General features: G+C 65.5%; 28 protein-coding genes. 16 read left to right on the forward strand and 12 right to left on the reverse strand.

The window, feature by feature from the left end; genetic code table 11:
* Window positions 1–11: 11 nt before the first annotated feature.
* Complete coding sequence (locus WKF39_RS04340) at window positions 12–938, reverse strand: RNA polymerase subunit sigma-70 (RefSeq protein ID WP_340386002.1); 927 nt, start codon at window positions 936–938, stop codon at window positions 12–14.
* Between the two features lie 76 nt (window positions 939–1,014).
* Here WKF39_RS04340 and WKF39_RS04345 point away from each other — a divergent pair, with 76 nt between their 5' ends.
* Window positions 1,015–1,383: a nuclear transport factor 2 family protein gene (locus WKF39_RS04345; RefSeq protein WP_340386003.1), complete on the forward strand. Its 369-nt coding sequence runs from the start codon at window positions 1,015–1,017 to the stop codon at window positions 1,381–1,383.
* A 16-nt stretch (window positions 1,384–1,399) separates the two neighbouring features.
* On the opposite strand, the gene WKF39_RS04350 is transcribed toward WKF39_RS04345, so the two are convergent.
* Window positions 1,400–1,579 (reverse strand): hypothetical protein, encoded by a 180-nt coding sequence (locus WKF39_RS04350; protein WP_340386004.1) that lies wholly within the window; start codon window positions 1,577–1,579, stop codon window positions 1,400–1,402.
* A gap of 94 nt (window positions 1,580–1,673) precedes the next feature.
* Here WKF39_RS04350 and WKF39_RS04355 point away from each other — a divergent pair, with 94 nt between their 5' ends.
* Window positions 1,674–1,976, forward strand: a complete 303-nt coding sequence (locus WKF39_RS04355) for a hypothetical protein (RefSeq protein WP_340386005.1) — start codon at window positions 1,674–1,676, stop codon at window positions 1,974–1,976.
* 126 nt (window positions 1,977–2,102) lie between these two features.
* Window positions 2,103–3,350 carry an IS256 family transposase gene (locus tag WKF39_RS04360; RefSeq protein ID WP_340385320.1) on the forward strand — a complete coding sequence of 416 codons (1,248 nt, stop codon included), beginning with the start codon at window positions 2,103–2,105 and terminating at the stop codon, window positions 3,348–3,350.
* Window positions 3,351–3,373: 23 nt separating this feature from the next.
* Here WKF39_RS04360 and tcmP read toward each other — a convergent pair whose 3' ends face one another.
* Together tcmP and WKF39_RS04370 are read right to left on the reverse strand one after the other, a co-directional pair.
* Window positions 3,374–4,318 (reverse strand): three-Cys-motif partner protein TcmP, encoded by a 945-nt coding sequence (gene tcmP / locus WKF39_RS04365; RefSeq protein WP_340386006.1) that lies wholly within the window; start codon window positions 4,316–4,318, stop codon window positions 3,374–3,376.
* A gap of 137 nt (window positions 4,319–4,455) precedes the next feature.
* Entirely contained in the window at window positions 4,456–5,541 is a 1,086-nt protein-coding gene (locus WKF39_RS04370; RefSeq protein ID WP_340386080.1) for a type ISP restriction/modification enzyme, read from the reverse strand.
* A gap of 74 nt (window positions 5,542–5,615) precedes the next feature.
* Between WKF39_RS04370 and WKF39_RS04375 the strand changes: the two genes are divergently transcribed.
* Window positions 5,616–6,904 (forward strand): IS3 family transposase gene (locus WKF39_RS04375; RefSeq protein ID WP_340386007.1). Its coding sequence is split into 2 segments (ribosomal slippage): window positions 5,616–5,889 and window positions 5,889–6,904, totalling 1,290 coding nucleotides; the frame shifts between segments, so codons are not numbered across the junction.
* 14 nt (window positions 6,905–6,918) lie between these two features.
* Here WKF39_RS04375 and WKF39_RS04380 read toward each other — a convergent pair.
* On the reverse strand, window positions 6,919–9,144 hold the full coding sequence (locus WKF39_RS04380; RefSeq protein ID WP_340386008.1) for an N-6 DNA methylase: 2,226 nt from the start codon (window positions 9,142–9,144) through the stop codon (window positions 6,919–6,921).
* A gap of 199 nt (window positions 9,145–9,343) precedes the next feature.
* Here WKF39_RS04380 and WKF39_RS04385 point away from each other — a divergent pair, with 199 nt between their 5' ends.
* Both WKF39_RS04385 and WKF39_RS04390 read left to right on the forward strand, forming a co-directional pair.
* Window positions 9,344–10,219 (forward strand): nucleotide-binding protein, encoded by an 876-nt coding sequence (locus tag WKF39_RS04385; RefSeq protein WP_340386009.1) that lies wholly within the window; start codon window positions 9,344–9,346, stop codon window positions 10,217–10,219.
* Between the two features lie 5 nt (window positions 10,220–10,224).
* Entirely contained in the window at window positions 10,225–10,692 is a 468-nt protein-coding gene (locus tag WKF39_RS04390) for a hypothetical protein (RefSeq protein WP_340386010.1), read from the forward strand.
* A 60-nt stretch (window positions 10,693–10,752) separates the two neighbouring features.
* Here the strand turns inward: WKF39_RS04390 and WKF39_RS04395 are convergent, their stop codons facing one another.
* A complete protein-coding gene (locus WKF39_RS04395; protein WP_340386011.1) occupies window positions 10,753–11,016 on the reverse strand; it encodes an HIT domain-containing protein in 264 nt (87 codons plus the stop codon).
* Window positions 11,017–11,068: 52 nt separating this feature from the next.
* On the opposite strand from WKF39_RS04395, the gene WKF39_RS04400 reads away from it, so the two are divergent.
* Window positions 11,069–11,251, forward strand: coding sequence for a DUF5302 domain-containing protein (locus tag WKF39_RS04400; protein ID WP_340386012.1), 183 nt, complete (start codon window positions 11,069–11,071; stop codon window positions 11,249–11,251).
* A gap of 22 nt (window positions 11,252–11,273) precedes the next feature.
* Window positions 11,274–12,380 (forward strand): peptide chain release factor 2, encoded by a 1,107-nt coding sequence (gene prfB, locus WKF39_RS04405; protein WP_340386013.1) that lies wholly within the window; start codon window positions 11,274–11,276, stop codon window positions 12,378–12,380.
* On the opposite strand, the gene WKF39_RS04410 is transcribed toward prfB, so the two are convergent.
* The 6 genes from WKF39_RS04410 to WKF39_RS04435 form a co-directional block, all read right to left on the reverse strand.
* Complete coding sequence (locus WKF39_RS04410) at window positions 12,368–13,069, reverse strand: hypothetical protein (RefSeq protein WP_340386014.1); 702 nt, start codon at window positions 13,067–13,069, stop codon at window positions 12,368–12,370. The genes prfB and WKF39_RS04410 overlap by 13 nt on opposite strands.
* Before the next feature lie 93 nt (window positions 13,070–13,162).
* The gene (locus WKF39_RS04415) at window positions 13,163–14,170 is read right to left on the reverse strand and encodes a sugar phosphate isomerase/epimerase family protein (protein WP_340386015.1); all 1,008 of its coding nucleotides are present in this window, start codon (window positions 14,168–14,170) and stop codon (window positions 13,163–13,165) included.
* Window positions 14,167–15,354 carry a Gfo/Idh/MocA family oxidoreductase gene (locus WKF39_RS04420; protein ID WP_340386016.1) on the reverse strand — a complete coding sequence of 396 codons (1,188 nt, stop codon included), beginning with the start codon at window positions 15,352–15,354 and terminating at the stop codon, window positions 14,167–14,169. The genes WKF39_RS04415 and WKF39_RS04420 overlap by 4 nt, the downstream gene beginning before the upstream one ends.
* Window positions 15,355–15,429: 75 nt before the next feature.
* On the reverse strand, window positions 15,430–16,476 hold the full coding sequence (locus tag WKF39_RS04425) for a substrate-binding domain-containing protein (RefSeq protein WP_340386017.1): 1,047 nt from the start codon (window positions 16,474–16,476) through the stop codon (window positions 15,430–15,432).
* Between the two features lie 23 nt (window positions 16,477–16,499).
* A complete protein-coding gene (locus WKF39_RS04430; RefSeq protein ID WP_340386018.1) occupies window positions 16,500–17,513 on the reverse strand; it encodes an ABC transporter permease in 1,014 nt (337 codons plus the stop codon).
* Complete coding sequence (locus tag WKF39_RS04435) at window positions 17,510–19,060, reverse strand: sugar ABC transporter ATP-binding protein (protein ID WP_340386019.1); 1,551 nt, start codon at window positions 19,058–19,060, stop codon at window positions 17,510–17,512. The genes WKF39_RS04430 and WKF39_RS04435 overlap by 4 nt, the downstream gene beginning before the upstream one ends.
* A 103-nt stretch (window positions 19,061–19,163) precedes the next feature.
* Here WKF39_RS04435 and WKF39_RS04440 point away from each other — a divergent pair, with 103 nt between their 5' ends.
* The 8 genes from WKF39_RS04440 to WKF39_RS04475 all read left to right on the forward strand — a co-directional run bounded on the left by WKF39_RS04440 (window position 19,164) and on the right by WKF39_RS04475 (window position 26,654).
* On the forward strand, window positions 19,164–20,366 hold the full coding sequence (locus tag WKF39_RS04440; protein ID WP_340386020.1) for an ROK family transcriptional regulator: 1,203 nt from the start codon (window positions 19,164–19,166) through the stop codon (window positions 20,364–20,366).
* Window positions 20,367–20,414: 48 nt separating this feature from the next.
* The gene (ftsE, locus tag WKF39_RS04445) at window positions 20,415–21,104 is read left to right on the forward strand and encodes a cell division ATP-binding protein FtsE (RefSeq protein ID WP_340386021.1); all 690 of its coding nucleotides are present in this window, start codon (window positions 20,415–20,417) and stop codon (window positions 21,102–21,104) included.
* Between the two features lie 8 nt (window positions 21,105–21,112).
* On the forward strand, window positions 21,113–22,027 hold the full coding sequence (gene ftsX / locus WKF39_RS04450) for a permease-like cell division protein FtsX (protein WP_340386022.1): 915 nt from the start codon (window positions 21,113–21,115) through the stop codon (window positions 22,025–22,027).
* Between the two features lie 131 nt (window positions 22,028–22,158).
* Window positions 22,159–23,421 (forward strand): peptidoglycan DD-metalloendopeptidase family protein, encoded by a 1,263-nt coding sequence (locus WKF39_RS04455; RefSeq protein WP_340386023.1) that lies wholly within the window; start codon window positions 22,159–22,161, stop codon window positions 23,419–23,421.
* Window positions 23,422–23,424: 3 nt separating this feature from the next.
* Entirely contained in the window at window positions 23,425–23,901 is a 477-nt protein-coding gene (locus tag WKF39_RS04460; protein WP_340386024.1) for an SRPBCC family protein, read from the forward strand.
* Window positions 23,902–23,929: 28 nt separating this feature from the next.
* Window positions 23,930–24,403 (forward strand): SsrA-binding protein SmpB, encoded by a 474-nt coding sequence (gene smpB, locus WKF39_RS04465; protein WP_340386025.1) that lies wholly within the window; start codon window positions 23,930–23,932, stop codon window positions 24,401–24,403.
* A gap of 8 nt (window positions 24,404–24,411) precedes the next feature.
* A complete protein-coding gene (locus WKF39_RS04470; RefSeq protein WP_340386026.1) occupies window positions 24,412–25,281 on the forward strand; it encodes an amidohydrolase family protein in 870 nt (289 codons plus the stop codon).
* Complete coding sequence (locus tag WKF39_RS04475) at window positions 25,278–26,654, forward strand: MFS transporter (protein WP_340386027.1); 1,377 nt, start codon at window positions 25,278–25,280, stop codon at window positions 26,652–26,654. Before WKF39_RS04470 ends, WKF39_RS04475 begins: the two co-directional genes overlap by 4 nt.
* Window positions 26,655–26,763 lie beyond the last annotated feature (109 nt).

Below are 26,763 nucleotides of genomic sequence, written 5' to 3' on the forward strand. Positions count from 1 at the left end.
GAGGAGCGGGCTCAGCTGCCGTCCGCCTGGACGCCGAGGAACCGGGTGATCCCGGCAACGCCGTCGGCGACGAGCTCGAGGGCGATGATCCCTGCCGGCTGCCAGCCACCGGGGCCGGACATGTGCACGGCGAATCCGGGTGCGGCGTTGGTCCAGAGCGGGGTGAGGGAGAGTGTGCGACTGTCTCGGCGCCAACCGATGCTCGCCTCGAGGAATGCTCCGATCTTCTCGTGTCCGCGATAGAGGTGCGGGGCGGGCGGCATCGCCAACCAAGCCCGATCGGTCAGCAGCGACAGCACCCCCTCGATGTCGTCGTTGGCGAAGGACCGGGCAAATCTGTCCGCGATGACCCGCTGGTCGCTCCGGGAGGGGCGTTCGGGACTTCCGCTCCGGGCCTCGACTGTTGCCCTCGCCCGCTGGAGCAGTCCCTTGACTGGCGTCGTACCGGAGTCAAGGAGCTCGGCTGTCTCGGCAAGGGAGAACCCGAGGACGTCGATCAGGAGCAGCACCGCAGTTTGTCGGGGCGGGAGCATCTGCAGGGCGGTGATGAACGCAAGCTCGATGTGTTCGCGCCGTTCCTGGCTGTGGGCGGGACTCTCAGCCGTCACATAGGGCTGGATCCAGGTCGCGGGATGATGCTCGCTGGGCGGCGGCGGATCGAACGGGGGAGTGGGCGTCGTCCGTGGACGGCGCTTGCCGTCTCGGATGGCGTTGAGGCACCGGTTGGTCGCGATGCGATAGAGCCAGGTCCGAACCGACGCCCGCCCTTCGAATCCAGGCAGGCCCTGCCAGGCGGCAAGCAGCGTCTCCTGAAGCACCTCGTCGGCGTCCTCGACAGATCCGAGCATCCGGTAGCAATGCCGATGGAGCTCATGCAGGTGAGGGTCGATGAGCTCACCGAAGTCATCCGCATCCCCTGGAAAGCCTGCTGTCGTCACAGCAACATCGTGCCAAACGTTCCGATCGGTTCCCGCGTGGTGTCAACACCTGCAGATCCCATCAAAAGGAGAACCCATGACTGACACCGCAGCACTCGATATCGCACGACGTTACTTCGAGGCGTGGAGTGGTGGTGAATTCGATCGCGCCATGGAGCTCGTGGCTGCGGACATCACCTGCCACTCGCCCGCCGGACTGGTGGTGGGCGCCGAGGCATTTCGGGCCTTCATGGGCCCCTTCGCAGGGATGGCGCAGTCGACCAGCCTGTTGGCGGCATACGGCGACCGGGTCAATGCCGTGCTGGTCTACAACACGGCGACTCCGGCGGTGCCCGAGGCGCCCGGCGCGGAGTGGCACCGCATCGCCGACGGACGCATCGCTGAGCTGCGCATCATCTTCGACAGGCTTCCGTTCGACCTGGCGCGTCGCGGTCAGGACTCATGAGCGACCGCAGAGCGGGTCAGAGCGCCGCGCGGATCCTCGCGGCATACTCCTCGGGCTCGCCATCGGCATACTTCGTCCGGGGCCAGAAGAAGCCGCGCAGCCCGTCGCCCTTGGTGCGTGGGACGACGTGGACGTGCAGGTGGGCGACGCTCTGCGACACGACGTTGTTCATCGCGACGAAGGTCCTTATCTGCATCTAGGGAGCCACTGGCCAATCATCCGGCATCGACAGACGGAGCCATGCTGGGGATTGCGAGGGGAGGAGCGTCGAGGGTCATCGTCTCGCGAAGTTGTTCCAACTTTTGATCGGCATGCTGGATTGTCAGTCGCAGTTGGTCCACGTCGCCAAGCCAAAGATTCTGCTGGGCTTCTTCGATCTGATGCTCAAGGTTTTCGCGGATCTCTCCAAGTCGCGGTGCCTGACTTGGGTCAACCTGAAGGAAGTCGCATCGCACGCAAGCATGCTCGTGGACGCAGTCAGATCCGTATGGACGGTGACAGTTTCCGAGTGCGATCTTTCGATGACCGAAGTGCTCAACGAAGTCGTCCCACTCTTCCTGAGTTGGCGTTCTGTACTCGTCGGATGGCCGTAGTTCGCAGTTAAGTCCCTGATAGTGGTGTAGCGCGGTCGTCGAGTTCATCGCCTGGATGGACATAGACGCGGCCACCGCGTGATCCTTCAAGAGATCTCTCACAACCACCTTGAAGAGGACACAACGATGACCGCTCCACACATTGTCGACCCTGCTGGCCTGCTTGGCGAAGCCCTGTCCGATGCCAGCCCAGATCTGATGCGGACGTTGCTGCAGACCACGATCAACGCGCTGCTCTGCGCCGATGCTGATGCGGTGGTCGGCGCCGAGTACGGTCGCCCGAGCCCGGACCGAACAGCCCAGCGGAACGGCTACCGACACCGGCCCCTGGACACCCGGGTCGGCACGATCGACGTCCAGATCCCCAAACTGCGCTCGGGGTCGTATTTCCCTGAGTGGTTGCTCGAGCGCCGCAAACGGTCCGAGGCTGCGCTGATCACGGTCGTCGCGGACTGCTACCTCGCCGGCGTCTCGACGCGCCGGATGGACAAGCTCGTCAAAACGCTCGGCATCAACGGCCTGTCCAAGTCGCAGGTCTCGCGGATGGCCGCTGACCTGGACCAGAGCGTCTCGGAGTTCCGCCACCGCCCCCTCGGTGACGCTGGCCCGTTCACGTTCGTGGCCGCTGACGCGTTGACGATGAAGGTCCGCGAAGGTGGCCGAGTGGTCGCCTCCGTCGTGTTGGTCGCGACCGGCGTCAACGCTGACGGACGCCGAGAAGTCCTCGGGTTGCAGGTCGCCACCAGCGAGACAGGGACTGCGTGGAACACGTTCTTCGCTGATCTCGTCGCCCGCGGCCTCGCAGGCGTCCGGCTCGTGACCTCTGATGCGCACGCCGGGTTGAAGGAAGCGATCGCAGCGAACCTGCCCGGCGCCGCCTGGCAGCGGTGCCGCACCCACTACGCCATGAACCTGATGTCGGTGACGCCCAAGAGCATGTGGCCGGCGGTCAAAGCGATGCTCCACAGCGTTTACGACCAGCCAGACGCGGCAGCTGTTCAAGCACAGTTCGACCGGCTGCTGGACTACGTCGACGACAAGCTCCCAGCCGTCGCCGAACACCTCACCGGCGCCCGCGAGGACATCCTCGCGTTCACCACCTTCCCCGAAGGCCTCTGGCAACAGATCTGGTCGAACAACCCCAACGAGCGCCTGAACCGAGAAATCCGTAGGCGCACCGACTCCGTTGGGATCTTCCCCAACCGCGACGCGATCATCCGTCTCGTCGGAGCCGTCCTGGCCGAACAAACCGACGAATGGGCCGAAGGACGCCGCTACCTCGGCCTCGAAATCCTCGCCAAGTCCCGCCTCAACATCGTCCCCGAGAGCAGCACCGACATCGACAAGGAGGACCTACCTGCACTGACCGCCTGAACCCCACGAGGGGTCACGCAGCGCTACACCACTTCCGGGGGCTTGACCGCGTCCACGCGCGCCATATCCTCCACATCGAACAACGCATCCTGACCGGAGACGCTTGTCAGGCGGTCCTCCAACTCAACCTGCCGATACACGTCGCGCCACTTTCGGGTCGCCCGTGCCGCAGCGTCAGCGAACTTGTAGCCCGCAACCGGTGACGTGAAGAACAGCGTCAGGAGGAACAGAACCGGGTGCGTCGGCCGGCGCCGGACCGGAATCGAGATCGAACTGAACCCGGTCTCCTTTTCGATGCGGTCACAGTAAGCGCGAACGACTGACTCGGCGGCCTCTGCGGCGTTGCCGTTGGCGCGGGCGTTGAAGAACTCGGCACGCCAATCCTCGCCACCAAGGAAACGATCAACCCGCCCGACGCCGGTCTCAGACTGGTTGTCTGACTTGGGTTGCACAATCCCATTCACACTTTCGAGCCAGCCACCCAGGCGGCTCACTGCCTCCACGTTGATGTTCAGCAGCACTTCCGACGGTTGGCTGCGGGTTCGGTCCAGAAGGTTGCCCGTCATGATCGAGCGGTCCATGCCGACACCGAACGGGTCAAGAAAAGTCAACACAGGGCCGCCATTGACCAGGGTCCAGGCCTCGGCGAATTTGTCCTGAACGTCACCCTGGAGCACTGTGGCCGTCATGCCAGACTCCACGAACGGTTTGACGTTCGATTCCAGGGCGGTGGCGTGCTTGGGGGTCTTCTCGATGAACACGCAGCGCAGGTCCCGCTTGTCGCGCCACGTCCGAGCGACTTCCAGCGCAACGATCGGGGACCCAGGAATCGGCTCATCGTCGCTGTCGGCTTCGTAGTATCCCGGCCCGGCATAACCGTCCAACAGCCACAACGGGCCCTTGGCCGTTGAACCCAGCATCACCGTGAAAACAGTCAGATACTCCCTGAGAACGGCGTGCTTCAGCACTGCAGCAGGCTTAGGCCTCTGAAAGAACTGATCGTTCGCAACCATGCTGTCCCTGCAAGATCGTCAGAAACAGCACGCTAGGGTCCGAAACGGTAAGCCGACCTGCGACACGCCGACAGGCGCATGACCACCAATGGTCAGAATGTCAGTTGTTCGCCGACGGTTCCGGTCTCTGCTTGCCCTGATCGCGGTGCGCGATCCGCGTTCGTCGTTGGCCAGTGGACGCCGTTGGCTTGCAACTCGGGACGCTGAAGGAGGCGTCCGGCAAGTACCTGTTCGAGTACCTCGGCTTGTGCTGTCTCCAGCGACACCAGCCGGGTGAGGACGGCGAGCAGGTCCGTCAGTTCAGTCGTCCACTCGCTGGGCCAGGAATCGGGATGAACATAGTCGAGCGGGCTGGACTTTCGGCCGCCCGGTTCCTTCTTCCTGTAGCCGAACCAAGAGACGAGACTCTTCTTCCCGCCGACCGCATAGTCGGCGACACGAGGATCGACTGGCGACCAAACCCCGTCGCCCATGTGGAGGCTCATGGCTTCTTCGTCATACGTCATCGTGGTCGGCATCTCGGTAACACCCTGGGTGCACAACGGTTGTTGAAGCGTCGAGTCCGGACCAATTCGAACGTCTCCCTCGGGGCGGCCGTCAGACGGGTCGGCATAGGCGGAGCCGTAGGTCTGAGCCCACACAACCTGTCGTCCGAGGGTGACCGCAGCGCTCCACACCTCTGGGTCAGCGGTGATCGGAATCCGTATGCCCGGAGTTGTCAGTTCATCGGTGAACGTGGCTGTGAACGCTGGGCTGGACACAAGCGCCGACACGTAAGCCAGAACGTCTTCAGAGGTCACAGCAATGTTGAGGATCGTCGATAACGCCCCGATGAGGCCCGGAGCAACATTCGGGTCACCGTTGGGGTGCAGGAATGGGAGCGTCCGTCCGCCTTCGCTGCCCTTGAAATGGTCCATGTCTGGGATCAGCCCACTCGACACAATTCCTGGTCCTGAGGAGATCACCTTTGAGTGCTGCTCGACTACGTAGACCTGACCGTCCTGGACGGCGTCCCACAGCGGTGGACTCGGCCGGTGGATGAGTCGACTGTCCGGGATCATCCACTGCCGGTCAAAGGCCCTGTAACCAACCTGGACGGGCGAAGGGAAGGAGCCGGGGTCGGCTTCAAACGAAACGGCCGGTTGACCCTTGATACCGGGCAGCGACGGCTTGGCCAGATCGACTTTCGCGCTGTCACTCTGAAGCGCCCCAGGTTCCCCGCCGCATCCTTTTGAGTTGAAAGGATGAGCACATGCCCAAGAAGATCGATCCCGAGGTCCGGGCCAGAGCTGTTCGGCTGGTCAATGACCATCTCGGTGAGTACCCGTCATTGACCGCGGCTTCATCTGCGGTCGCCCGCCAGGTTGGTGTTGGCCGAGAAACCGTCCGCAGGTGGGTCGTGCAGGCCCAGATCGACGGCGGACACCGCGATGGCCTGAGCTCTGCGGAGCTGGCTGAGATCAAGAGGCTCAAGGCAGAGAATCGGCAGTTGCGTGAAGACGTTGCGATCTTGAAAGCAGCGACGACTTTCTTCGCGGGGGAACTCGACCCCCGCAACCGATGATGTCCGGATTCATCGACACCATGAGGTCGCAGGGTCACGCGGTCGAGTCGATCTGTCGGGTCCTGCGTCAGCAGGGCGTGCAGGTCGCCGCGAGAACCTACCGAGACTGGCGGATCGCTGTCCCAGCGGCGAGGACGATCAGCGACGCCCGTGTCGTTGACGCGGTGCGTGACATCGCCTGGAATGTGGCCGTCGATGCTGATGGTGTGGTGGTGCGCAAACTGGCCCCCGAGGGCTTGTATGGGCGCCGCAAGATGACCGCCTATCTGCGCCGCACCGTTATCGCGGATGCCTCCGCGGGGGCGGTTGACCGGGCGATGCGGACGCTGGGTTTGTCTGGTGTTCGCAGGGACAAGGGGATCCGGACCACGATCCCGGCCAAGGACGGAAAACGCGCCGGCGACCTGCTCGATCGTGACTTCACGGCCGCGGCTCCGAACCGCGTCTGGGTCACCGATTTCACGTATGTCAGGACGTGGGCAGGGTGGGTCTATGTCGCGTTCATCGTTGACGTCTTCGCCCAACGGATCGTGGCTTGGCACGCCTCGACGTCCAAGGAGACCGAACTCGTCATGATCCCGCTGCGGATGGCGCTGTGGCAGCGAGACCGCGACGGACACCCAATCACGGCCGGCGAACTGATCTGCCACGCCGACGCCGGAAGTCAATACACCAGCATCCGCTTCACCGAGCACCTCGCTCTGGAGGAGATTCGGCCCTCGATCGGATCGGTCGGCGACGCCTACGATAACGCCCTCATGGAGACGATCAACGGCCTCTACAAGGCCGAGTGCATCCGCACGACCGTCTTCCACGAAGGCCCCTACAAGACCATCGCCGACGTCGAGTACGCGACCGCCGGCTGGGTCGACTGGTACAACAACCGAAGGCTCCACTCGACCCTGGGAAACGTCCCACCCGCCGAGCTCGAGCAAGCCCACTACGCTGCTCTCAACCGAGAGCCGCAACCCGTATAGGAGCGGCAGAGAACCTAGGGCGCTTCACTCTCCTTGAACAGCCGCCTCTTCTCGTCGGGGTCTGTCTCAGCAACCAGCGATCCCCAACGTGCTCTCAGCGTCTCCGCAAGCGGCGCGTACACCCACGTGCGGTTGGGTTTGACTCCCGGCGCGGCCCATGGCATCAGGTCGTTCAACGCCGGGTAGTCGTCCCATGACGATTCGGCGGCTGGTGTGAAAGGGTCCTGCCATCCGGTCCGGGCTGGGCGCCACAGGGGTGAGTCGAGCGTCAACGTTTCGAGGGCGCGGTACTTGTCTTCACGGCGGCCCGACAGTGCGACGTAGGAGATGTCGGCCGGTGTGTCGTGGGAGATGGTGCTGCCTCGTACGAAGATGCCGATCGACAGTGTTTGTTGAACGCCTGGGAAGACACGTGTGGCCACGTTCGGGCGGTGACCTTCGGGCGACACGTCGATGATCCATCCGGCGGTGCAGGTTCGGCGGAGGTATTCGCGCATACCCCGGAAACCGGGCCCTCTTTGGTATCCGTTGGTGCTGATGAAGCAGACGACACCTTCGGCAGTCTCTGGTGCGGAGTCGAAGACTTTCCAGGTGGCCCAACGCCAGAAGTACACGTACAGGTTCTTCAGGACGTACTCGAACTTGCCGTTCCCTTCGGCCCTGAAGCCGTCCAAGATTGGTCGGCGGCGGTCGCCGTGGGCTTCGTCTCCTGCTTCGACCCATCCGCCTTCACCTTCGGCCTTTTCCCGGTAGGGCGGGTTACCAATGACCACTGTCACTGGTGTGTTGGCCTTGACCTGGTTCGCCAACCTGCGGGAGTCGGAGATCGCACGGAAGTGCGAGCCGAGTTGGTCCGATTCCAAGTAGGGGTCATCCAAAGTGTTGGTGACGTAGGTGCGCATCCCACCTGGTGGTGGGTTCGCCCCGATACGACGGAGCATGTCGCTGGTGCGTAGTTCCGCGACTGCGTAGGGGCCGGTCTGCAATTCGAATCCGATGAGCCGTGTGGCGAGGTCAGTGACCCGTCCAGCGACCGCGCCTTGTCCTTCTTGGGAGCGAATCTGATCGGACGCTTGCTCGATGATCGCGTGAAGGTACGTGCCGGTGCCCATGGCTGGGTCAACGACGGTGACGTTGGGGTCGGAGAAGCCAGTGGTTCGACCGAGGAATCCCTTCAACACGTCCTCGGTCAGCCGAACCATCTGCTCCACCACCGGCAGGGGCGTGTAGTACGAGCCAGACTGCTGCCGCAGGTCAGGGTCATACTCCTCAAGGAACTGCTCGTACAGGTACAGATAGGTGTCCCTTGGGGACGCGCGAATGCGGTCCCAGTCGATCGCGTCGATCACACGCGTCAGCAGTTCAAGGGAGATGCGGAAGTCGTCCGCCATGTCATCGGTCAACAGTTGAAGCGCACGGCCCATGAGTGAGTGACGGGCACGCATGGCGTCGCCGACCCCGTGCAGGTTCGTTCCGGAGAGTTTCACCCCGTCACTGGTGGCGAGGAGCAACGCGAATGTCACGGTCTGGGCGTAACCGTCAGCGAACCGGTCGTCTGTCGCATCCGGGAAGAGGAGCCGTCGCCATTCGTGGGCAAGCCCGGAGAACTTTTGGGCGTCCGCGCGAGCCCCACCTTCAACGGCTTTGCGTTCCTCGTGGAGCCGTTCGATCACGTCTCCACGAAGAAGCCGAGTCAGTGGCGCGACCGTCGCAACCAACTTCGGGACAGTTCTGATCGGGGTTGGTTCCCAGTCAAAGAACTGCCGCAGCAACGCCTCGAATTCGGGCCCGGTTGCGAGTGACGCACCGGCCGTCTCCAACGTGCCGCCCGAGAACACCACGGGCTCATCAACCGGCTCAGAGTCCCTGTAGAGACGCCATTCGGTGCCATTGGTGTAGATCAGGTTCGGCAGATCGCTTAGCCGGTTCCACTGTTCCAGGTTGCGTCCCCGAAAAGAGTTGGGATCGAGCGAAACCTTCGGGGCCTTGACCTCCACATAGCCGGTGATCACACCACCCACCTGGACCCCGTAATCCGGGCGAACATGACGTTCCGTGTCCCGAACCTCGCTGTGCATGACAACGACACGTCCGATGTGTTCACCGACCTTCGTGACCATGTGATCAAGCGGTGGACGGATCGTCGCTTCACGCTCACCCGGACCAGCCAGCAACGACTTCGCCCGCACACCGAACTCCGACACTAGGTCGACCAGCCACTGAGGTGCTGAGTCCGACATGGACCAATCCAATCATCCAGAACGTCGATTGCAGCGCTCATCGGCCCCGGCGGCATGCCGGTACGTTCATGGCCTGCCGCCAATGTCGTCGGCGGATGGGAGAATTCGACCAACCGAACGGGCTGACGCGAATAGAGGGCAACAGGTGACGGACACCAACAGTGCAGGCGAAACGGCTCCGCCACCGGACCCGAGGTCCGTGTTCGTCGTCCACGGACGCAACGAGCCGCTCCGGAAGGCAATCTTCGACCTCCTCCGCAGTCTCGATCTCAAACCGATCGAGTGGAATCACGCGGTGGAACTGACCGGCACCGGCACCCCGTACATCGGGCAGGTTCTCGACGCCGCATTCGAGCATGCCCAAGCCGTTGTGGTCCTCATGACCCCTGATGAAGTTGCCTACCTTCAGCCTCGATACGGCAGCGGCGACCACGATCCTGAAACGCAACCTTCAGCACAGGCTCGCCCGAACGTCCTGTTCGAGGCCGGGATGGCCCTCGGACGAAACCCGACTCGAACAGTCCTCGTCGAAGTCGGGACAGTCCGCCCATTCAGCGACATCGCCGGACGCCACACCGTCCGGCTCACCAACGACCCGGCCAGCCGACAAACGCTTGCTGGGCGACTCAAAACCGCAGGATGCCCAGTTGATCTCAGCGGCACCGACTGGCAGACCACAGGCGATTTCACCTCGCCGGGCGCACCCGGCGACGGACTACCGCTCGGGCGCCGCGTACCCAGCAACACGCAACCCCGTCCCGCCGTCGCATTCGACGCCCACTATCGCAGCAGCGGAAAGTCCGGAGGCCGACTCCAAGTGATCAACCGAGGCACCGAAGCCGCATACGACGTAGCCGTCGCCATCCCTGATGAAGCCTCACTGGCGGTCATCGAGGAGGGCACGATAGAGAAGATTCCAGGCGGAGGAAAGTCGGTCACGCTTCGGACTATCGACCGACTCGGAAACACCCTCGGCGGCCCACGCGGCAAACGAGCGTTTGACCTAACGATCACTGCCCGAACAGAGAGCGGCGACCGCATCACCGAAGATGTATTTCTCGACATGAACGGGTAGGAGACATGGACGAAGAGATCGAAGTGCCAATCAATCTGCCGCTCGACAGCGACGGATTCCTGCGACGCGAATGCCCATCGTGCGTTCGCGAATTCAAATGGTTCAGCCACGACGAGGGCGACCCGGACGCCGAACAAGTCACGCAGTACTTCTGCCCACTCTGCGGTGTACCGGCAGGACTAGGCTCGTGGTGGACTCAGCCCCAACTCAACTACGTAGAAGCGGCCGCGACTCCCGGAATCGAGAGGTTGGTCGAACAGCAACTCGGCGACATGTTCAAAGGCATGAAGAACATCTCATACAAGCCGAACCAGAACTTCCACCTCGATGGCCCCGACTCAGAACCGCTTCACGAGCCCGACGACATGATGATCGTTGAGCCGCCCTGCCACCCGAACGAACCGCTGAAAGTACCTGACGAAGCGATCGACCGAATCCACTGCCTGATCTGCGGTAGCCCGTTTGCTGCCTGACTGACAGCCATGGGATTTGGTGCTAGTCCGCTGACGGACGGCGAAGCGCAGGAAGGGGCCTCAGTTAGTGCAGTTAATAGGGCCCTGGGCGCCGAGTCCCGACGTGATGGCATCGGCGACGCGCTGGGCGGTGCCGAACAGCGGGACGATGAGCGGCTCGGGCAGGTCGGAGAGTGTCACGACGTGATCGCGCGGGACCAGGAGTGTGTGGCCCTTGAAGACCGGGCGTACGTCAAGGAAGCCGACGACCTCGTCTGACTCCAGCACGATCGTCGCGGCCGTCGTGCCAGCGATGATGCTGCAGAACAGGCAGTCGTCGGTCATGAGCAGATCCCACCACACAATCTGGGGGTCCGCCGTGGCTTAGGGTGGGGACATGGCTGAATCAGAAGGCACCGACGACAAGTCCGACATGAAGGCCAAGTTCCGCGAGGCGCTGGAGAAGAAGAAGGGCAAGCAGCACGCGACCGAAGAGGGCGTCGAGCACGACGGCAGCGACAAGTCGCACGGCGCCAACGGTCCGACGCAGGCCCCGGAGTTCCGCCGCAAGAGCATCTGAGATTCCCCTGTAACCTCGACGGGTGGCGACACCCGACTTTGCAGACAAGACCAAGGCCCTCGACGCGACCCTGACCTCGATCGAGAAGGTCCTCGACCTCGACTCCATTCGTACGGAGATCGCGAGCCTCCAGGAGCAGGTCGGTGCCCCCGATCTGTGGGACGACCAGGCCAACGCGCAGCGGGTGACCGGGCGACTCTCGGCCCTGCAGGCCGAGGTCGAGCGAGTCACGAGCCTTCGCCAGCGACTCGACGACGTCGACATCATGCACGAGATGGCCCTCGAGGAGGGCGATGACGAGGCGACCGGCGAGGTCGACCGCGAGCTCATCCGCATCCAGAAGGCGATCGACTCGCTCGAGATCCGCACGCTGCTGTCCGGTGAGTACGACGAACGCGACGCCCTCGTCTCGATCCGATCGGGAGCCGGTGGCGTGGATGCGGCCGATTTCGCCCTGATGCTGCAGCGTATGTACATCCGGTGGGCCGAGCGCCACGGCTACAGCGTCGATGTCTACGACACCTCCTACGCTGAGGAGGCCGGCATCAAGTCGGCGACGTTCGCGGTCAAGGCGCCCTACGCCTACGGCACGCTGTCGGTCGAGTCCGGCACACACCGCCTGGTGCGCATCTCGCCGTTCGACAACCAGGGCCGTCGCCAGACGTCGTTCGCGGCGATCGAGGTCGTCCCGGTGCTGGAGCAGACCGACGAGATCGACATCCCCGAGGAAGAGATCCGGGTCGACGTCTACCGGTCGTCCGGACCCGGCGGCCAGAGCGTGAACACGACCGACTCGGCGGTGCGCCTGACCCACATACCCACCGGCACTGTCGTCAGCTGCCAGAACGAGAAGAGCCAGCTGCAGAACAAGGCCAGCGCGATGGTCATCCTGAAGGCCAAGCTCCTGGCCCTCAAGAAGGCCGAGGAGCGGGCACAGCTCGATGAGCTCCGCGGGGACGTCCAGGCATCGTGGGGCGACCAGATGCGCAACTACGTCCTCAACCCCTACCAGATGGTCAAGGACCTACGCACCGAGTACGAGACCGGCAACACCCAGGCTGTGCTCGACGGTGAGATCGACGACTTCATCGAGGCCGGCATCCGTTGGCGACGAAGTCAGTCGGCCTGACGCTGCTCGTCCCCCGCGACGGGGTTGCGCTCCTGCTGCTCGTCGACCCGCTTCTTGACCCGGCCCATGCCGGGCACCTTGCCGAGCATCGCGTTGAGCTCGCGGGTGATGTCGAGCAGGTCGTGCACGTCCGGGCCGACGTTGCGCAACGTGTCCATCATCGGCAGCAGGTCGGTCTCGAGCCGGTGGACGAGATCGGGCAGGTGGTCGGTGAGGCGGACGACCGCCTCCACCTCGTCGGGGTCGATCGTCCTGGAGATGCGGTCGACGACCGGCTGCAGGCGGTCGAGCGCCGGGGCGAACGTGGCGAACATCTTCTCGCCCCGCTCCACCGTCGGCTCGATGCTGCCGATCAGGCCGGCGCCGCGGACGACGAGCCCATCGGCGTGGGTGATGGTGTTGTCGATGCGCTCGATCGCCTCGTCCGCGTTGTTGCCGGTGACGTCGATGCGGGTGATCGCGTCGTCAGCGCGGTCGATCGTGGTGTCGATGCGCTGGATCGACCGGTCGGCGGACTGCCGGGTCGTGTCGATGCGGTCGACCAGCGCGTTGACGCGGGCGAGCAGGGCCTCGGCGGAGTCGAGCAGCGCTATGGCACGGGGGAGGAGCAGGACGACCTGCTCGGCCATCGCCGGGGTCCGGGCGATGAGGGCCAGCGCGTCACGGGGGTCGCCGAGCGGAAGTCTCATGGTCAGACGCTAGCGAACGCCACGGCGCGTCGCTCGTCGACCACGCACCTGGCGTCCACCTCGCCCGGTGGACGCCAGGCCACTGCCCTCTGATCAGTCGCCGGAGCTGAAGGCGGCGTCGAACGAAGCGGCCGGCGCGTCGAACAGATTGGCCTGGACGAACGCCAACGCCTCGGGCGCACCCAGTAGGCGATCCATACCGGCGTCCTCCCACTCGACCGAGATCGGACCGTCGTAGCCGATCGTGTTGAGCATCCGAAAGCATGCCTCCCATGGCACGTCGCCGCGTCCGGTCGACACGAAGTCCCACCCGCGCCGCGGATCACCCCACGGCAGGTGCGAGCCGAGCCGCCCGTTGCGTCCGTTTCCGACCTGCCTCTTGGCGTCCTTGCAGTCGACGTGATAGATCCGGTCCCTGAAGTCCCACAGGAATCCCAGCGGGTCGAGGTCCTGCCAGACGAAGTGCGATGGATCCCAGTTGAGCCCAAACGCTTCCCGGTGCCCGATGGCGTCGAGGGCGGCGTGGGTCGTCCAGTAGTCATAGGCGATCTCGCTCGGATGCACCTCGTGCGCGAACCTCACGCCTTCTTGGTCGAACACGTCGAGGATCGGGTTCCAACGATCCGCGAAGTCCTGATAGCCCGCGGCGATCATGGCCTCGGACGCCGGTGGGAACATCGCGACGTACTTCCAGATCGATGAGCCGGTGAACCCGACGACGGTGTCGACGCCGAGCATGCGGGCCGCACGGGCGGTGTGCTTCATCTCTTCGGCGGCGCGTTGACGTACGCCCTCGGGCTCACCGTCGCCCCACACACGAGCCGAGAGGATGTCGCGGTGACGCTCGTCGATCGGGTCGTCACACACCGCCTGACCCTTGAGATGGTTGGAGATCGCATGGACCTCGAGGTCGTACCTGGCGAGGATGTCGAGCCGGGTCTGGATGTAGTCGGGATCCTCGACCGCGGCCCACGGGTCCAGATGATCGCCCCAGCAGGCGATCTCGAGACCGTCGTAGCCCCACGCGGAGGCCAGCTTGGCGACCTCCTCGAACGGCAGGTCGGCCCACTGGCCAGTGAAGAGGGTAATCGGTCGGGTCATGCCATGGCCCCTGTCTGGTGAGTCGTGCCGTCGGCGGCGCTGGCCTCGACGGCGGCCAGCACACGCTGCACCGCGAGCCCGTCAGCGAACGACGGCACGGGATCCGCACCCTTGGCGATGTCCGTCACCAGGTCGACGACCTGATGTGTGAAGCCGTGCTCATAACCGAGCCCATGTCCGGGCGGCCACCACGCGGCGACATAGGGGTGAGTCGCCTCGGTGACCATGATGCGCCGGAAGCCGGCGATCGACGGATCTTCGGTCGCGTCGAAGAACTCCAGGATGTTCATGTCCTCGAAATCGAATGCCAACGAGCCGAGCGTGCCGTTGACCTCGAGCCGCAGGGCGTTCTTGCGGCCGGTGGCGAAGCGCGTCGCTTCGAAGACACCGATCGCGCCGCCGGCGAATCGGGCCGTGAACGCTGACGCGTCGTCGACCGTCACGGGGCCGCGCTCCGCATCTGAGCGGGCGGTGCCGCCGAGCGTGGCGCTCTCACCGGCGACCGGGCGGGACTGGACGAACGTCTCCATGAGCCCACTGACCGAGGTGATCGTCGTTCCGGTGACGAACTGGGCCATGTCGATGATGTGGGCGCCGATGTCGCCGAGCGCGCCGGAGCCGGCCAGTGACTTGTCGAGCCGCCAGCTGAGGGGAGTGTTCTCGTCGGACAGCCAGTCCTGGAGATACTGCCCGCGGACGTGACGGATCGTGCCGATGCGGCCGGATGCGACGAGCTGGCGGGCGAAGGACACCGCCGGCGTACGTCGGTAGGTGAAGCCGACCATCGCGCGCACGCCGCGCTTGGCCGCCTCGGCAGCCGCGGCGGCCATGCTCTCGGCTTCGGCGACGGTGTTGGCCAGGGGCTTCTCGCACAGGACGTGCTTGCCGGCCTCAAGTGCCGCGATCGCGATCTCGGCGTGGGTGTTGCCGGGCGTGCAGATGTCGATGACGTCGATGTCGTCCCTGGTCAGGAGGGCGCGCCAGTCGGTCTCGACGGACTCCCAGCCGAAGCGCTGCGCGACCTCGGTCGCGGCAGTCTCGTTGCGGCCGCAGAGCGCGGCCATCCGCGGGCGGAGCGGGAGGTCGAAGAAGGCGGGAGCCGTGCGCCAGGCCTGCGAGTGGGCGGCGCCCATGAAGGCGTAGCCGACCATGCCGATCCCGAGCTCGGTGGGTGTCTCGGTCATGTCATTGCTCTCGTGTGAAGTGGTGGGGAAACGCTGAAGGGGGACCCGCGGCGATGGCCGCGGGTCCCCGACCGATCAGGACTCGAACGCCGACTTGATGTAGGTGTCGACATTGTCCTTGGTGACCACCGGTGCCGCGAGCTTGAGCTGGCGCGGCACCTCGATCTCGGAGAGGTCCGACATCGACTTGCCCTGAACCAGCAGGCGGGCCAGCTTGATGCCGTCTGCGGCCTGGGTCGACGGATAGATGACCGTCGCCTTGAGCACCGTGTTGTCGGACTTGATGTCACGCATGACGTTGGCCGAGCCGGCGCCGCCGATCATGACGAACTCATCGCGGTCGGCGTTCTTGATGGCCGCGAGGACCCCGACCCCCTGGTCGTCGTCGTGGTTCCACAAGTAGTCGATCTTGGGAGCAGCCTGCAGCAGGTTGGAGGCCGCCTTCTCCCCGGACTCGACCGTGAACTCGGCCGCGACCCGGTTGTCGACCTTGAGGCCACACTTCTTGAGCGCGTCGGCGAAGCCCTTGGAGCGTTCCTGCGTCAGCGGCAGCGAGTCGATGCCGGCGATCTCGGCGACCTTCTTGCCCGAGGCGCCCTTGGCGTCGTCGCACACGAACGTGCCGGCCGAGACGCCCATGCCGTAGTTGTCACCCAACACCGTGGTGCGGGCAGCGAACGGGGAGTCGAACTCACGGTCGACGTTGATGACCGTGATGCCGGCGTCCATCGCCTTGCGCGCCACTGCGGTCATCGCCGCGCCGTCGAACGGCAGCAGGACGATCGCATCGACCTTGTCGTTGATGAAGGTCTCCACCTGTGAGATCTGCAGGTTGACGTCGTTGGTGCCCTCGGCGACCTTGAGCGTGACGTCGTCATACTGCTTGGCCTGGGCGACCGCGGCCTTGGTGATCGCGCCCATCCAGCCGTGGTCGGCAGCAGGGGCGGAGAACCCGATGACGACCTTCTTGCCGGACTTGTCGTTGTCGGTGTTGCTCTTGCTGACGTTCGAGCTCGAGTCGCCGTCGGAGCTGTTGCCGCAGGCGCCGAGGGTGAGCGTGGCAGCCGCTAGTGCGCCGATGAGCACAAGACCGCGGCGTCGCCGGTGATGAATGGTGGACATGTGGACTCCTGTTGGGTGGGGGGCTACGTCTTGCGATTGGCGATCCGCTGCTGCAGGAGAACAGCGATCACGATGATCACGCCCTTGGCGACGGCTTGCGCCGACGTCGAGAGATTGTTGAGCGTGAAGACATTGGTGAGGGTGGTGAAGATCAGGACACCGAAGAGGGTGCCGACGACGGTGCCGCGACCTCCGCTGAGCAGCGTGCCGCCGATCACGACCGCGGCGATCGCGTCGAGCTCGTAGAGGGTGCCGTGCGTCGATGACCCGGTCGTGGTGCGTGACATCAGCATCACGGCGGCGATGCCGCAGGTTGAGCCCAGCAGGGCGTACAGGTAGACGGTGTGGCGCTGCACCTTGATGCCCGCGAGGCGCGCGGCCTCGGGGTTGCCGCCGACCGCGAAGGTCCGGCGTCCGAACGTCGTGCGGTTCAGCAGGAACCAGCCGGCGAGGGTCACCAGCGCGAAGATGATGACGATGACAGGTATGCCCAGGGGCTCGGCGCCGAAGAAGTCGGTGAAGCCCTGGTTGCGGATGATCTGGGTCTTGCGGTCCGCGATGATCTCGGCCAGACCGCGGGCCGAGGCGAGCATCGCGAGGGTCGCGATGAACGGGACGACCTTGCCATAGGCGATCAGCACACCGTTGATGACGCCGCACGCCGTGCCGACGAGGACCGCGCTGAACACCATCGCGATCCAGCCGAAGTCGTCGGCCATCGCCTGGGTGCCGGTCGTCGTGGCCCAGATGGACGCGAGAGCCACGATCGCCCCGACCGACAGGTCGATGCCCCCGCCGGTGATGACGAAGGTCATGCCGATCGAGACGACTCCGATGACGGCCGCGAGGCGCAGGATCGTCAGCATGTTGTCGGTGCTGGCGAACCGGTCGCCGGCGGTGATGACGCCGACGATGCAAAGGACGATGAGCGCAATCACCAGGCCGAGGTTGCGGGCGATGCCGAGGTTGCCGCTGCGGTCGCCGCGGGCAGGGGCGGGGGTCGTCAGCGAGGGATCGTTCTGGAGGGAGGCGCTCACGCGGCATTGCCCTTCTTGTCGGTGGCGGGTTGTTCGGGGGTGGTCGAGTCGTGCTCGGCGAGGATGCGGTCGAGGACGCCGGAGGCATCGATGGCGTCGCTGGGACCCTCGTGGACGACCCGGCCGTCGGCGACGACGAGCACCCGATCGGACAGTCCCAGCACCTCGTCGATGTCGCTCGACACGATCACGAGGGCGACCCCGGAGTCCGCCAGGTCGCGGATCAGCGCATAGATCTCGGCGCGGGCACCGACGTCGACGCCACGGGTCGGCTCGTCGAGCAGCAGCACCTTGCAGGACCGCAGCAGCCAGCGGGCGAGCACGACTTTTTGCTGGTTGCCACCCGAGAGGGTGCGGATGATGCGATGCGGATCGTCCGGGCGTACGTCCACCGATCGGGCCGCTTCGTGGGCAGCGCGTCGTTCGGCGCCGTCCAGCGAGACGCCGTACTGGGAGAAGCGCGCCAGGCTCGCGAGTGAGATGTTGCGATAGACCGCGTCGTCGAGCACCAGGCCCTGCGACTTGCGCTCTTCGGGGCAGAGGCCCAGACCGGCGTTGACTGCCGAGGCGACGGAGCCGTTGCGCAGGGGGCGACCTCCCACGCTGACAGATCCGCGCGCGGCGCGGCGGGCTCCGTAGACCGTCTCGATGATCTCGCTGCGACCCGCGCCCACGAGTCCGGCAAAGCCGACGATCTCGCCGGGGCGTACATCGAATGACACATCCTCGAACTCTCCGTCGCGGGTGATCGAGTCGACGCTCAACAAGGGGTCGGCATCGGCCAGCTCGACGGTCCGCCGGGGGAACACCGATGACACGGTGCGACCGGTCATCAGCGTGATGAGCTCGGAGGTCGGGGTGTCGCGGGCCGGCAGATCGGTCGCGACGGTCCTGCCGTCCTTGAGGACCGTGAGCCGGTCGCCGATGCGGCGGATCTCCTCGAGGCGGTGCGAGATGTAGATGATCGCCGCCCCCGAGGAGCGCAGGTCCGCGACAACAGTGGAGAGCCCGTCGACCTCGTCCGGATCGAGCACGGCCGACGGCTCGTCCATCACGATGACCCGGGCATTGCGCGAGAGCGCACGCGCCATCGACACGATCTGCTTGCCGGCTGCCGACAGGCTGCCGACCTCGCGGGTCGGTCGGATCTCGGCGTGGCCGAGCCGGCCGAGGAGCTCGCGGGCCGCCCGGTTCATGTCGGAGTCACGGGTGATGCCGCCGCGTGCACGCTCGTGCCCGAGGAAGATGTTGTCGGCCACGCTCAACCCGTCGATGAGGTCGAGCTCCTGGTAGATCGTGGCGATGCCGGTCGCGAGCGAGGCCTGCGGATCGGCGAATGTCACGGGTTCGCCCTCCCACAGGATCGATCCGGCGTCGACTCCGTGCGCGCCGGACAGGATCTTGATCAGCGTGGACTTGCCTGCGCCGTTCTGGCCGAGCAGGCAATGGACCTCACCGGAGCGGACGACCAGGTCCACACCGTCGAGGGCGCGGACGCCGGGAAACTCCTTGACGATGCCGCGCATCTCGAGCAGGGGCGGGGTCATGGGCGTGATGCTAGTCACTTGTTTTGTCGTTCGTCAAGCAAAAGTATGTTGCTCGGCGACATACTTGGAGGATCCACACCACCAAAGGGGGCATGGTTTACTCATGGACATGACCGTGCCCGTCGTGCTGCCGCCCACCCTGGCCGGCACCGGGGAGCTCTTTCAGCTGTTGCGCGACGGGACTCCCCGGACGAGAGCCGAGCTGGCCCAGCTCTCGTCGCTGGCCCGCTCGACGGTCACCGCCCGTGTCGACGCACTGCTGTCGTCGGGACTGCTCGCCCCCGTGGGTGAGGCGGCATCGACCGGTGGACGCCCACCGACCCGATTCGCCCTCAATCGGGACAATCGGGTCGTCCTCGCGATCGATCTGGGAGCGTCGCACGCGAGTGTGGCGGTCACGGATCTGTCCGGGCGAGTGCTCCACCAGCAGACCGTGCCGAGCGATATCGCGGACGGTCCTGAGCAGGTGCTCGAACGGGTCGGCGCGATCGGGATCTCGCTCCTGAAGACGATCGATCGACCGGTCACCGACGTCGCAGGCGTGGGCATCGGTGTCCCTGGCCCGGTCGAGCACGCGACGGGCCGGCTGGCCAATCCGCCGATCATGCCGGGTTGGCACGACTTCGACATCCCTGAGCACCTCGGCAGGACGTTCGCCGGGCCGGTCCTGGTCGACAACGACGTCAACCTGATGGCCCTGGGGGAGTTCGTCACCTCGTGGCAGAGTGCCCGCCACCTGCTGCTGATCAAGGTCGCCACGGGCATCGGGGCCGGCATCGTGTCCGACGGGCGGCTCATGCGGGGGGCCCTCGGATCGGCCGGCGACCTCGGTCACGTCCAGGTCGCGGGCGCGCGTGACGACGTGATCTGTCGGTGCGGCAACAGCGGCTGTCTCGAAGCCGTCGCGGCGGGTCCGGCGATCGCCGCGAAGCTGCGTGAGCGCGGCCTTGATGTCGAGACGTCGCAGGACATCGTCGACGCGGTGGCCGCCGGCGAGGTCGCGGCACTGCAGGCCGTACGCGAGGCGGGTCGTGATCTCGGCATGGTGCTGGCCACGTGCGTCAATTTGCTCAACCCCTCGGTCATCGTGGTCGGTGGCAAGCTCTCCGAGGCGGGGGAGTACCTCCTGGCCGGGGTGCGCGAGATCGTCTACCAGCGCTCGTTGCCGCTGGCGACCCATGACCTGCGGATCGTCAGCACCTCGGCCGGCAGCCAGGGCGGCATTCTCGGCGCCAGCGCCATGGTGATCGACGCGGTGCTCTCTGCCCGGGCTGTCGACGACTACGTAGCCCGGGCCACGGCCTAGGCGGTCCGCGTCCCACGACTCGTGGCCTCACCTGCCTAGACTCGACGGGTGATTCGATTCGACAAGGTCACCAAAACCTATCCCGGCCAGAAGCGTGCTGCGCTCGACGCCGTCGACCTGGAGATCGAGAAGGGCGAGTTCGTCTTCCTCGTCGGCTCCTCCGGCTCGGGCAAGTCGACATTCCTCCGGCTGATCCTGCGTGAGGCGCGCCCGACCACGGGCAGGGTCTACGTCGCAGGCAAGGAGATCAACAAGCTCTCGAGCTGGAAGGTGCCCAAGCTGAGGCGCCAGGTCGGCACGGTGTTCCAGGACTTCCGCCTGCTGCCCAACAAGACCGTGACTGAGAATGTCGCGTTCGCACTGCAGGTCATCGGCAAGTCGCGCAGCGAGATCAACAAGGTCGTGCCCGAGACCCTGGAGATGGTGGGCCTCGAGGGCAAGGGGCATCGCATGCCCGACGAGCTGTCCGGCGGTGAGCAGCAGCGCGTCGCGGTGGCGCGTGCTTTCGTCAACCGGCCGATGATCCTGATCGCCGATGAGCCCACCGGCAACCTCGACCCCAACACCAGTGTCGGCATCATGAAGCTGCTCGACCGGATCAACCGGACCGACACCACCGTGGTCATGGCGACGCACGACTCGTCGATCGTGGACCAGATGCGCAAGCGGGTCATCGAGCTCGACAACGGACTCGTGATCCGTGACGAGGCCCGCGGCATCTACGGCTACCAGAACTAGGAGGCGCGATGCGAAGCACCCTCAGCGAGCTGGGCCAGAGCCTGTCGCGCAACAAGTCCATGACGATCTCGCTGGTCGTCACGATGACCGTCTCATTGCTGCTTGCGGCCCTCGGTCTGCTGATGCAGAGCCAGGCCGACCGCACAGAGCGCTACTTCGGCGACCGGCTCCAGCTACAGGTCTACCTCTGCACCAAGAACTCGCCGAGCGCCAACTGCCTCGGCGGTGTCGCCACCGACGACCAGAAATCAGCCGTCCAGGAGGCGTTGCGCGGCAACGCCGAGGTCAAGGCGATCGACGTCCGTACGCCGGCCGACAACTACGAGCAGGCCCGCGCGGTCTTCGGGCAGTCCGAGACCGGGCGCAAGCAGCTCGAGACGCTGAGTCCCTCGTCGTTCCCCGAGTCCTATCTCGTGACGCTCAAGGACGCCAACAAGTACGAAGGCGTCCGGAGCCAGGTGTCGGGCATGGACGGCGTCGGCAACATCAACTCGCTGAAGGAGCAGCTCGGACCGCTGTTCAGCGCCCTCGACAAGCTCAAATATGCCGCGATCGCGACTTCGATCCTGCTGATCGCGGCCGCGATCCTGCAGGTTTCCAACACGATCCGCATGACCGCGTATGCGCGGCGGCGCGAGATCGGCATCATGCGACTCGTGGGTGCCTCGAGCTGGCACATCCAGCTGCCGTTCGTCCTGGAGTCCCTGCTCGCCGCCTTGATCTCGGCAGCGTTGGCTGCGGCGGGGCTGAGCGCCTTCATGTACTTCGTGGTCTATGGCTATCTGCGCGACACCCTTGGGCAGATCACGACCTGGGTGGGCTGGCAGGAAGCCTTCATGGTTGCCGGCGCCACCACCGCGCTCGCCCTGGTCCTCGCGCTGATCCCGACCCTGGTGATGACCCGCAAGTATCTCGACGTCTGAGGTCGGCAGAGGCGGGAGCGCGCCGTGTGGCGCCAATGCCTTGACCTGTGGCACCGATACTTTAAAGTCGAACTTGACGGTTTTCGACAGTCCCCAGCTCTGCTGAGGAACCTTCCCCCAAGGTCGAGGTCATGGTTTTCACAAGGCGCAGAGCTTTCACCACTCGCAAGACGCTGACGGCAGCGTTGCTGGCGACGACGCTGATCGCCACGCTCACGGCACCGTCCTTCGCCGACAAGAAGGACGACCTCGAGAAGAAGAAGGACGGCGTCAGCGGCAAGATCGGTGACGCCAAGGAGGACCTCGAGCTCTCGACCAAGAAGTATGCCGACGCCGTCGCGGCGCTCAAGACCGCCCAGGGCAAGCTGGACACGGCCCGCTCGACGCTCAGCGGGACGCGTGGCGCACTCGCGACGGCAAAGGCCCAGGACGACGAGATGCAGGCCAAGCTGGTGTCCTCGGAGGCCGGGCTCGATGCTGCGATCGCACGGCTCAGCAAGGGCAAGGCCCAGCTCCGCAGCTCCGAGGCCAAGGTCGAGCAGTTCGCCGTGGAGACCATCCAGCAGGGCGATCCGGGCATGCGCGCGTTCAGTGGCCTCCTGCAGGGCGAGGAACCCGGTGAGTTCTCCCAGGAGGTGAGTCTCAATGAGGCAGTCAGCGACGACCAGGTGGCCACGCTGCAGCGGCTCTCCGCGACCCGCGTGATCCTCAAGGTCAACCGCGACAAGGTCCGGAAGCTGCGCGACCAGGTCAAGATCCAGCGGAAAGCCGCGGCAGCCAATCTGGTCCGCAAGCAGGAACTGGAGTCTGCGGCGGCGGCACAGGCCACGCAGGTCGCGCAGCTCGTCACGACGCGACGCGGGGCTCGCACCACTGCGGAGAAGCTGCGCGAGGACGATCGCGCGCTTGTGGCCTCACTGGAGTCTGAGCGAAACAACCTCGAGGCGCGGATCCGGGCCCTGACCCCCAAGCAGGTCAAGAACGCCGGCGGTGACGGCGGCGGCACGCTCTCCCGCCCGGCGGCCGGCCCGGTCACCTCGCCGTACGGCATGCGCCTGCACCCCGTCCTCAAGGTCTACAAGCTGCACGACGGCACCGACTTCGGCACGGGTTGCGGCGCCCCGATCCGCGCGGCGGCGAGCGGTACCGTCCTGCAGACCTACTTCAACGGTGCCTACGGCAACCGGGTGATCCTCAACAACGGCCGCATGCGGGGCCAGAGCGTCGTGACGACCTACAACCACCTGACCCGCTGGACCGTCAGCGCGGGCGAGCGGGTCAAACGAGGCGAGACGATCGGCTACTCCGGCACGACCGGCTACTCGACCGGCTGCCACCTGCACTTCATGGTGATCGCCAACGGCTCGACCGTGAACCCGACGGGCTGGCTCTGATACGTGCGGCTCGTCGAGTCCAGCGTCGTGGTGCCGGTCGACCACGCGACAGCGTTTGCGGTCTCGCAGACGACCGGTGAGGCCAGGCTGAGGTGGGATCCGTTCATCCACGAGCAGCACTTCCTCGATGGCGCCACGACCCCTGCCAAGGGCGTGCGGACCGAGACCCAGCACCGGGTCCGGATGTTGCGCATGGTCAGCCAGTACGTCTCGTTCAACCCGCCCACCAACGTCGGCATGAAGATGGTCGAAGGACCCTGGTTCTTCGCCTCCTTCGCCGGTGGCTGGCGGTTCGCGCCCGAGCCGGGCGGCGGGACCCGTGCGACCTGGCGCTACAACTTCAGCTGCCGGCCCGCCTGGCTGGCGCCGATTGCCGAGCGAATCGGCGCGCGGCTGCTGCGTCGTGACATCGATCGACGCATCGCCGGCTTCGCCAGCGGGTGCATCGATCCGATCGTGCTGCAGGCCGTACGGTCCTGAAGCTCGGTCCGAATGACACAATAGGTCGGTGGCCAAGGAAACCGGGCGCAAGCTGGTTGCGCAGAACAAGAAGGCGCGCCACGACTATCACATCGAAGACACCTTTGAGGCCGGACTCGTCCTCACTGGCACCGAGGTGAAGTCGTTGCGTGCTGGTCGCGCATCCCTCGTGGACGGATTCGGCGAGATCGAGCGCGGCGAAGCCTGGCTTCTGCACGTCCACATCCCCGAGTACACGCAGGGCACCTGGACCAACCACGAGACCCGCAGGCGCCGCAAGATGCTGCTCAACCGGCAGGAGATCGACCGCATCGAGCGGCGTACGTCCGAGAAGGGCCTGACGATCATCCCGCTCGCGCTCTACTTCAAGGACGGGCGGGCCAAGGTCGAGATCGCCCTGGCGAAGGGCAAGAAGACCTACGACAAGCGCCACGCGATCGCCGAGCGCGACGCGACCCGTGAGGCCGAGCGCGATCTCGGACGTCGCCTCAAGGGCATGTAGCGGTGCCGTTGGCCGACACCGACCTGCCGGGGTGGCTCGCCGATCTGGGCCTGCCGGGCATCATCGACGTGCACACCCATTTCATGCCGCCGGCGATCCTCGCCAAGGTCTGGGCCTATTTCGACTCTGCCGGCCCGTTGCTCGGCCGCCCATGGCCGATCACCTATCGCGGGAGTGACGAGGAGCGGGTCGAGCAGCTCCGGGCCATCGGGGTCCAGAAGTTCTCCGCTCTGTCCTACGCCCACAAGCCCGGGGTCGCGGGCTTCATGAACCAGTGGACTTGGGAGTTCGCCGAGCGTACTCCCGATGCCCTGCGCTCGGCGACGTTCTATCCCGAGGTCGACGCGGCGACCTATGTGCCGAAGGCCATCGCTGACGGGGTCGAGGTCTTCAAGGCCCACGTCCAGGTCGGTGACTTCGCCCCCAACGACCCGCTGCTCGAGCCGGTCTGGGGGGCCCTTGCCGAGAGCGGCACGCCGGTCGTCCTGCACGCCGGCTCAGGACCCGCGCCCGGCACGCACACCGGGCCGGCGGGGGTCGCCGACGTGCTGTCCCGTCACCCCGACCTGGCGTTGGTCATCGCCCACCTGGGTATGCCGGAGATCGCGGAATTCCTTGACCTGGCAGACCGTTACGACCATGTGCGACTCGACACCACGATGGCATTCGTCGACTTCTGGGGTCTACCGATTCCTGACGGAGTCGTCCCCCGCCTGCGCGGGTTGCAGGACAGGATCCTGTTCGGCACTGATTTTCCCAACATCCCCTATCCGTATGCGCACCAGGTGGAGGTGCTTCAGCGGCTCGATCTCGGCGACGACTGGTTGCGGGACGTGCTGTGGCACAACGGTGCCGACCTGTTCGGGGTCGCGCCGTGAGGCTCGCGAGCGCGCAGGGGCGTTGGCTTCTCGCGGCCATGATCCTCGGCTCCGGCATGGCGTTCCTTGACGGCTCGATCGTCTCGCTCGCGTTGCCAGCGATGGACCGCGACCTCGATGCCGGGCTGACGGGCCTGCAATGGACTGTCAATGCCTACACGCTGACCCTCGCTGCGCTGATCCTGGTCGGCGGCTCCCTGGGCGACCGGCTCGGCCGCCGCAAGGTCTATGTCCTCGGCATCAGCGGGTTCGCGGTCGCCTCGGTGCTCTGCGCGGTCGCGCCCACGATCGAGGTGCTGGTCGCGGCTCGCGGACTCCAGGGCATCGGCGCGGCGCTCCTGACGCCGGGCAGCCTCGCGATCATCTCGGCCTCGTTCGTCCCTGAGGACCGCGGAGCGGCGATCGGCACGTGGTCGGGCCTGGCCGGGGTGACCACGGCGATCGGCCCGCTTCTCGGCGGATGGATGGTCGATGCGATCGGCTGGCGATCGATCTTCTGGCTCAACGTACCGCTCGCCGCGCTGGTCATCTGGCTGTCGATCAAGCACGTGCCGGAGACGACGGGGGAGCAGGATCCGATCGACTTTGTCGGGGCCGGGCTGACGGCCGCGGGCCTGGCCTTCCTGACCTATGGGTTGGTCGACAAGTCCTGGGTCTGGGCGTCCGTCGGGATCGTGCTGATGATCGTGTTCGTCATCCACCAGAAGTTCACCCCGAATGCGCTGGTGCCGTTGAGCCTGTTTGCCGATCGGGTCTTCACGGCCGCCAACATCTGCACCTTCGCGATCTATGGTGCGCTGGCAGCATCGGGCTTCCTGCTCGTGCTCCAGCTGCAGTACGTCGCCGACTACTCGCCCTTGGAGTCGGGGCTGGCCACGATCCCGATGACCCTGATCATGTTGCTGTTCTCGTCGCAGGCAGGCGCGCTGGGCGCTCGGATCGGCCCGCGCTGGCCGATGACGTTGGGTCCCCTGGTGGGAGCCGCTGGGCTCCTTCTGTGGCTGCGCATCGACGAGAGCACCAATTTCTGGACCGATGTCCTGCCGGGCGCGATCTTCTTCGGGATCGGCATCACGATCCTCGTGGCACCCCTGACGACGGCCGTGCTCGCGGCCGCTCCAGACTCGCAGACCGGCATCGCGTCCGGCATCAACAATGCCGTGGCGCGGACGGCATCGCTGCTCGTGGTGGCGGCCATCCCGCCGATCGCGGGGATCGCCGGCAAGGACTTCGCTGATCCGCAGGTATTCGGCCCGGGCTTCCGCACGGGCACGCTGATCTGCGCCGGCATGCTGGTGGTCGCCGGTGCCTGCGCTGCCGCTCTCATCCACGGCCGCAAGGTCAGCCCGTCCTTGTTGCAAGCCGAGGACTAGCCGGCGCCCACCGGTCGTTGGTTCGTTGCCGTCGGGAGCCGTTCGGACGCATGGCGAGCAATTGTTGGATCGGATTCGTGGTTGAGGAGGAGTAGGATGGGATCGCTGC

The sequence above is a fragment of the Aeromicrobium sp. genome (genome assembly GCF_037719875.1).
Classification (GTDB): domain Bacteria; phylum Actinomycetota; class Actinomycetes; order Propionibacteriales; family Nocardioidaceae; genus Aeromicrobium.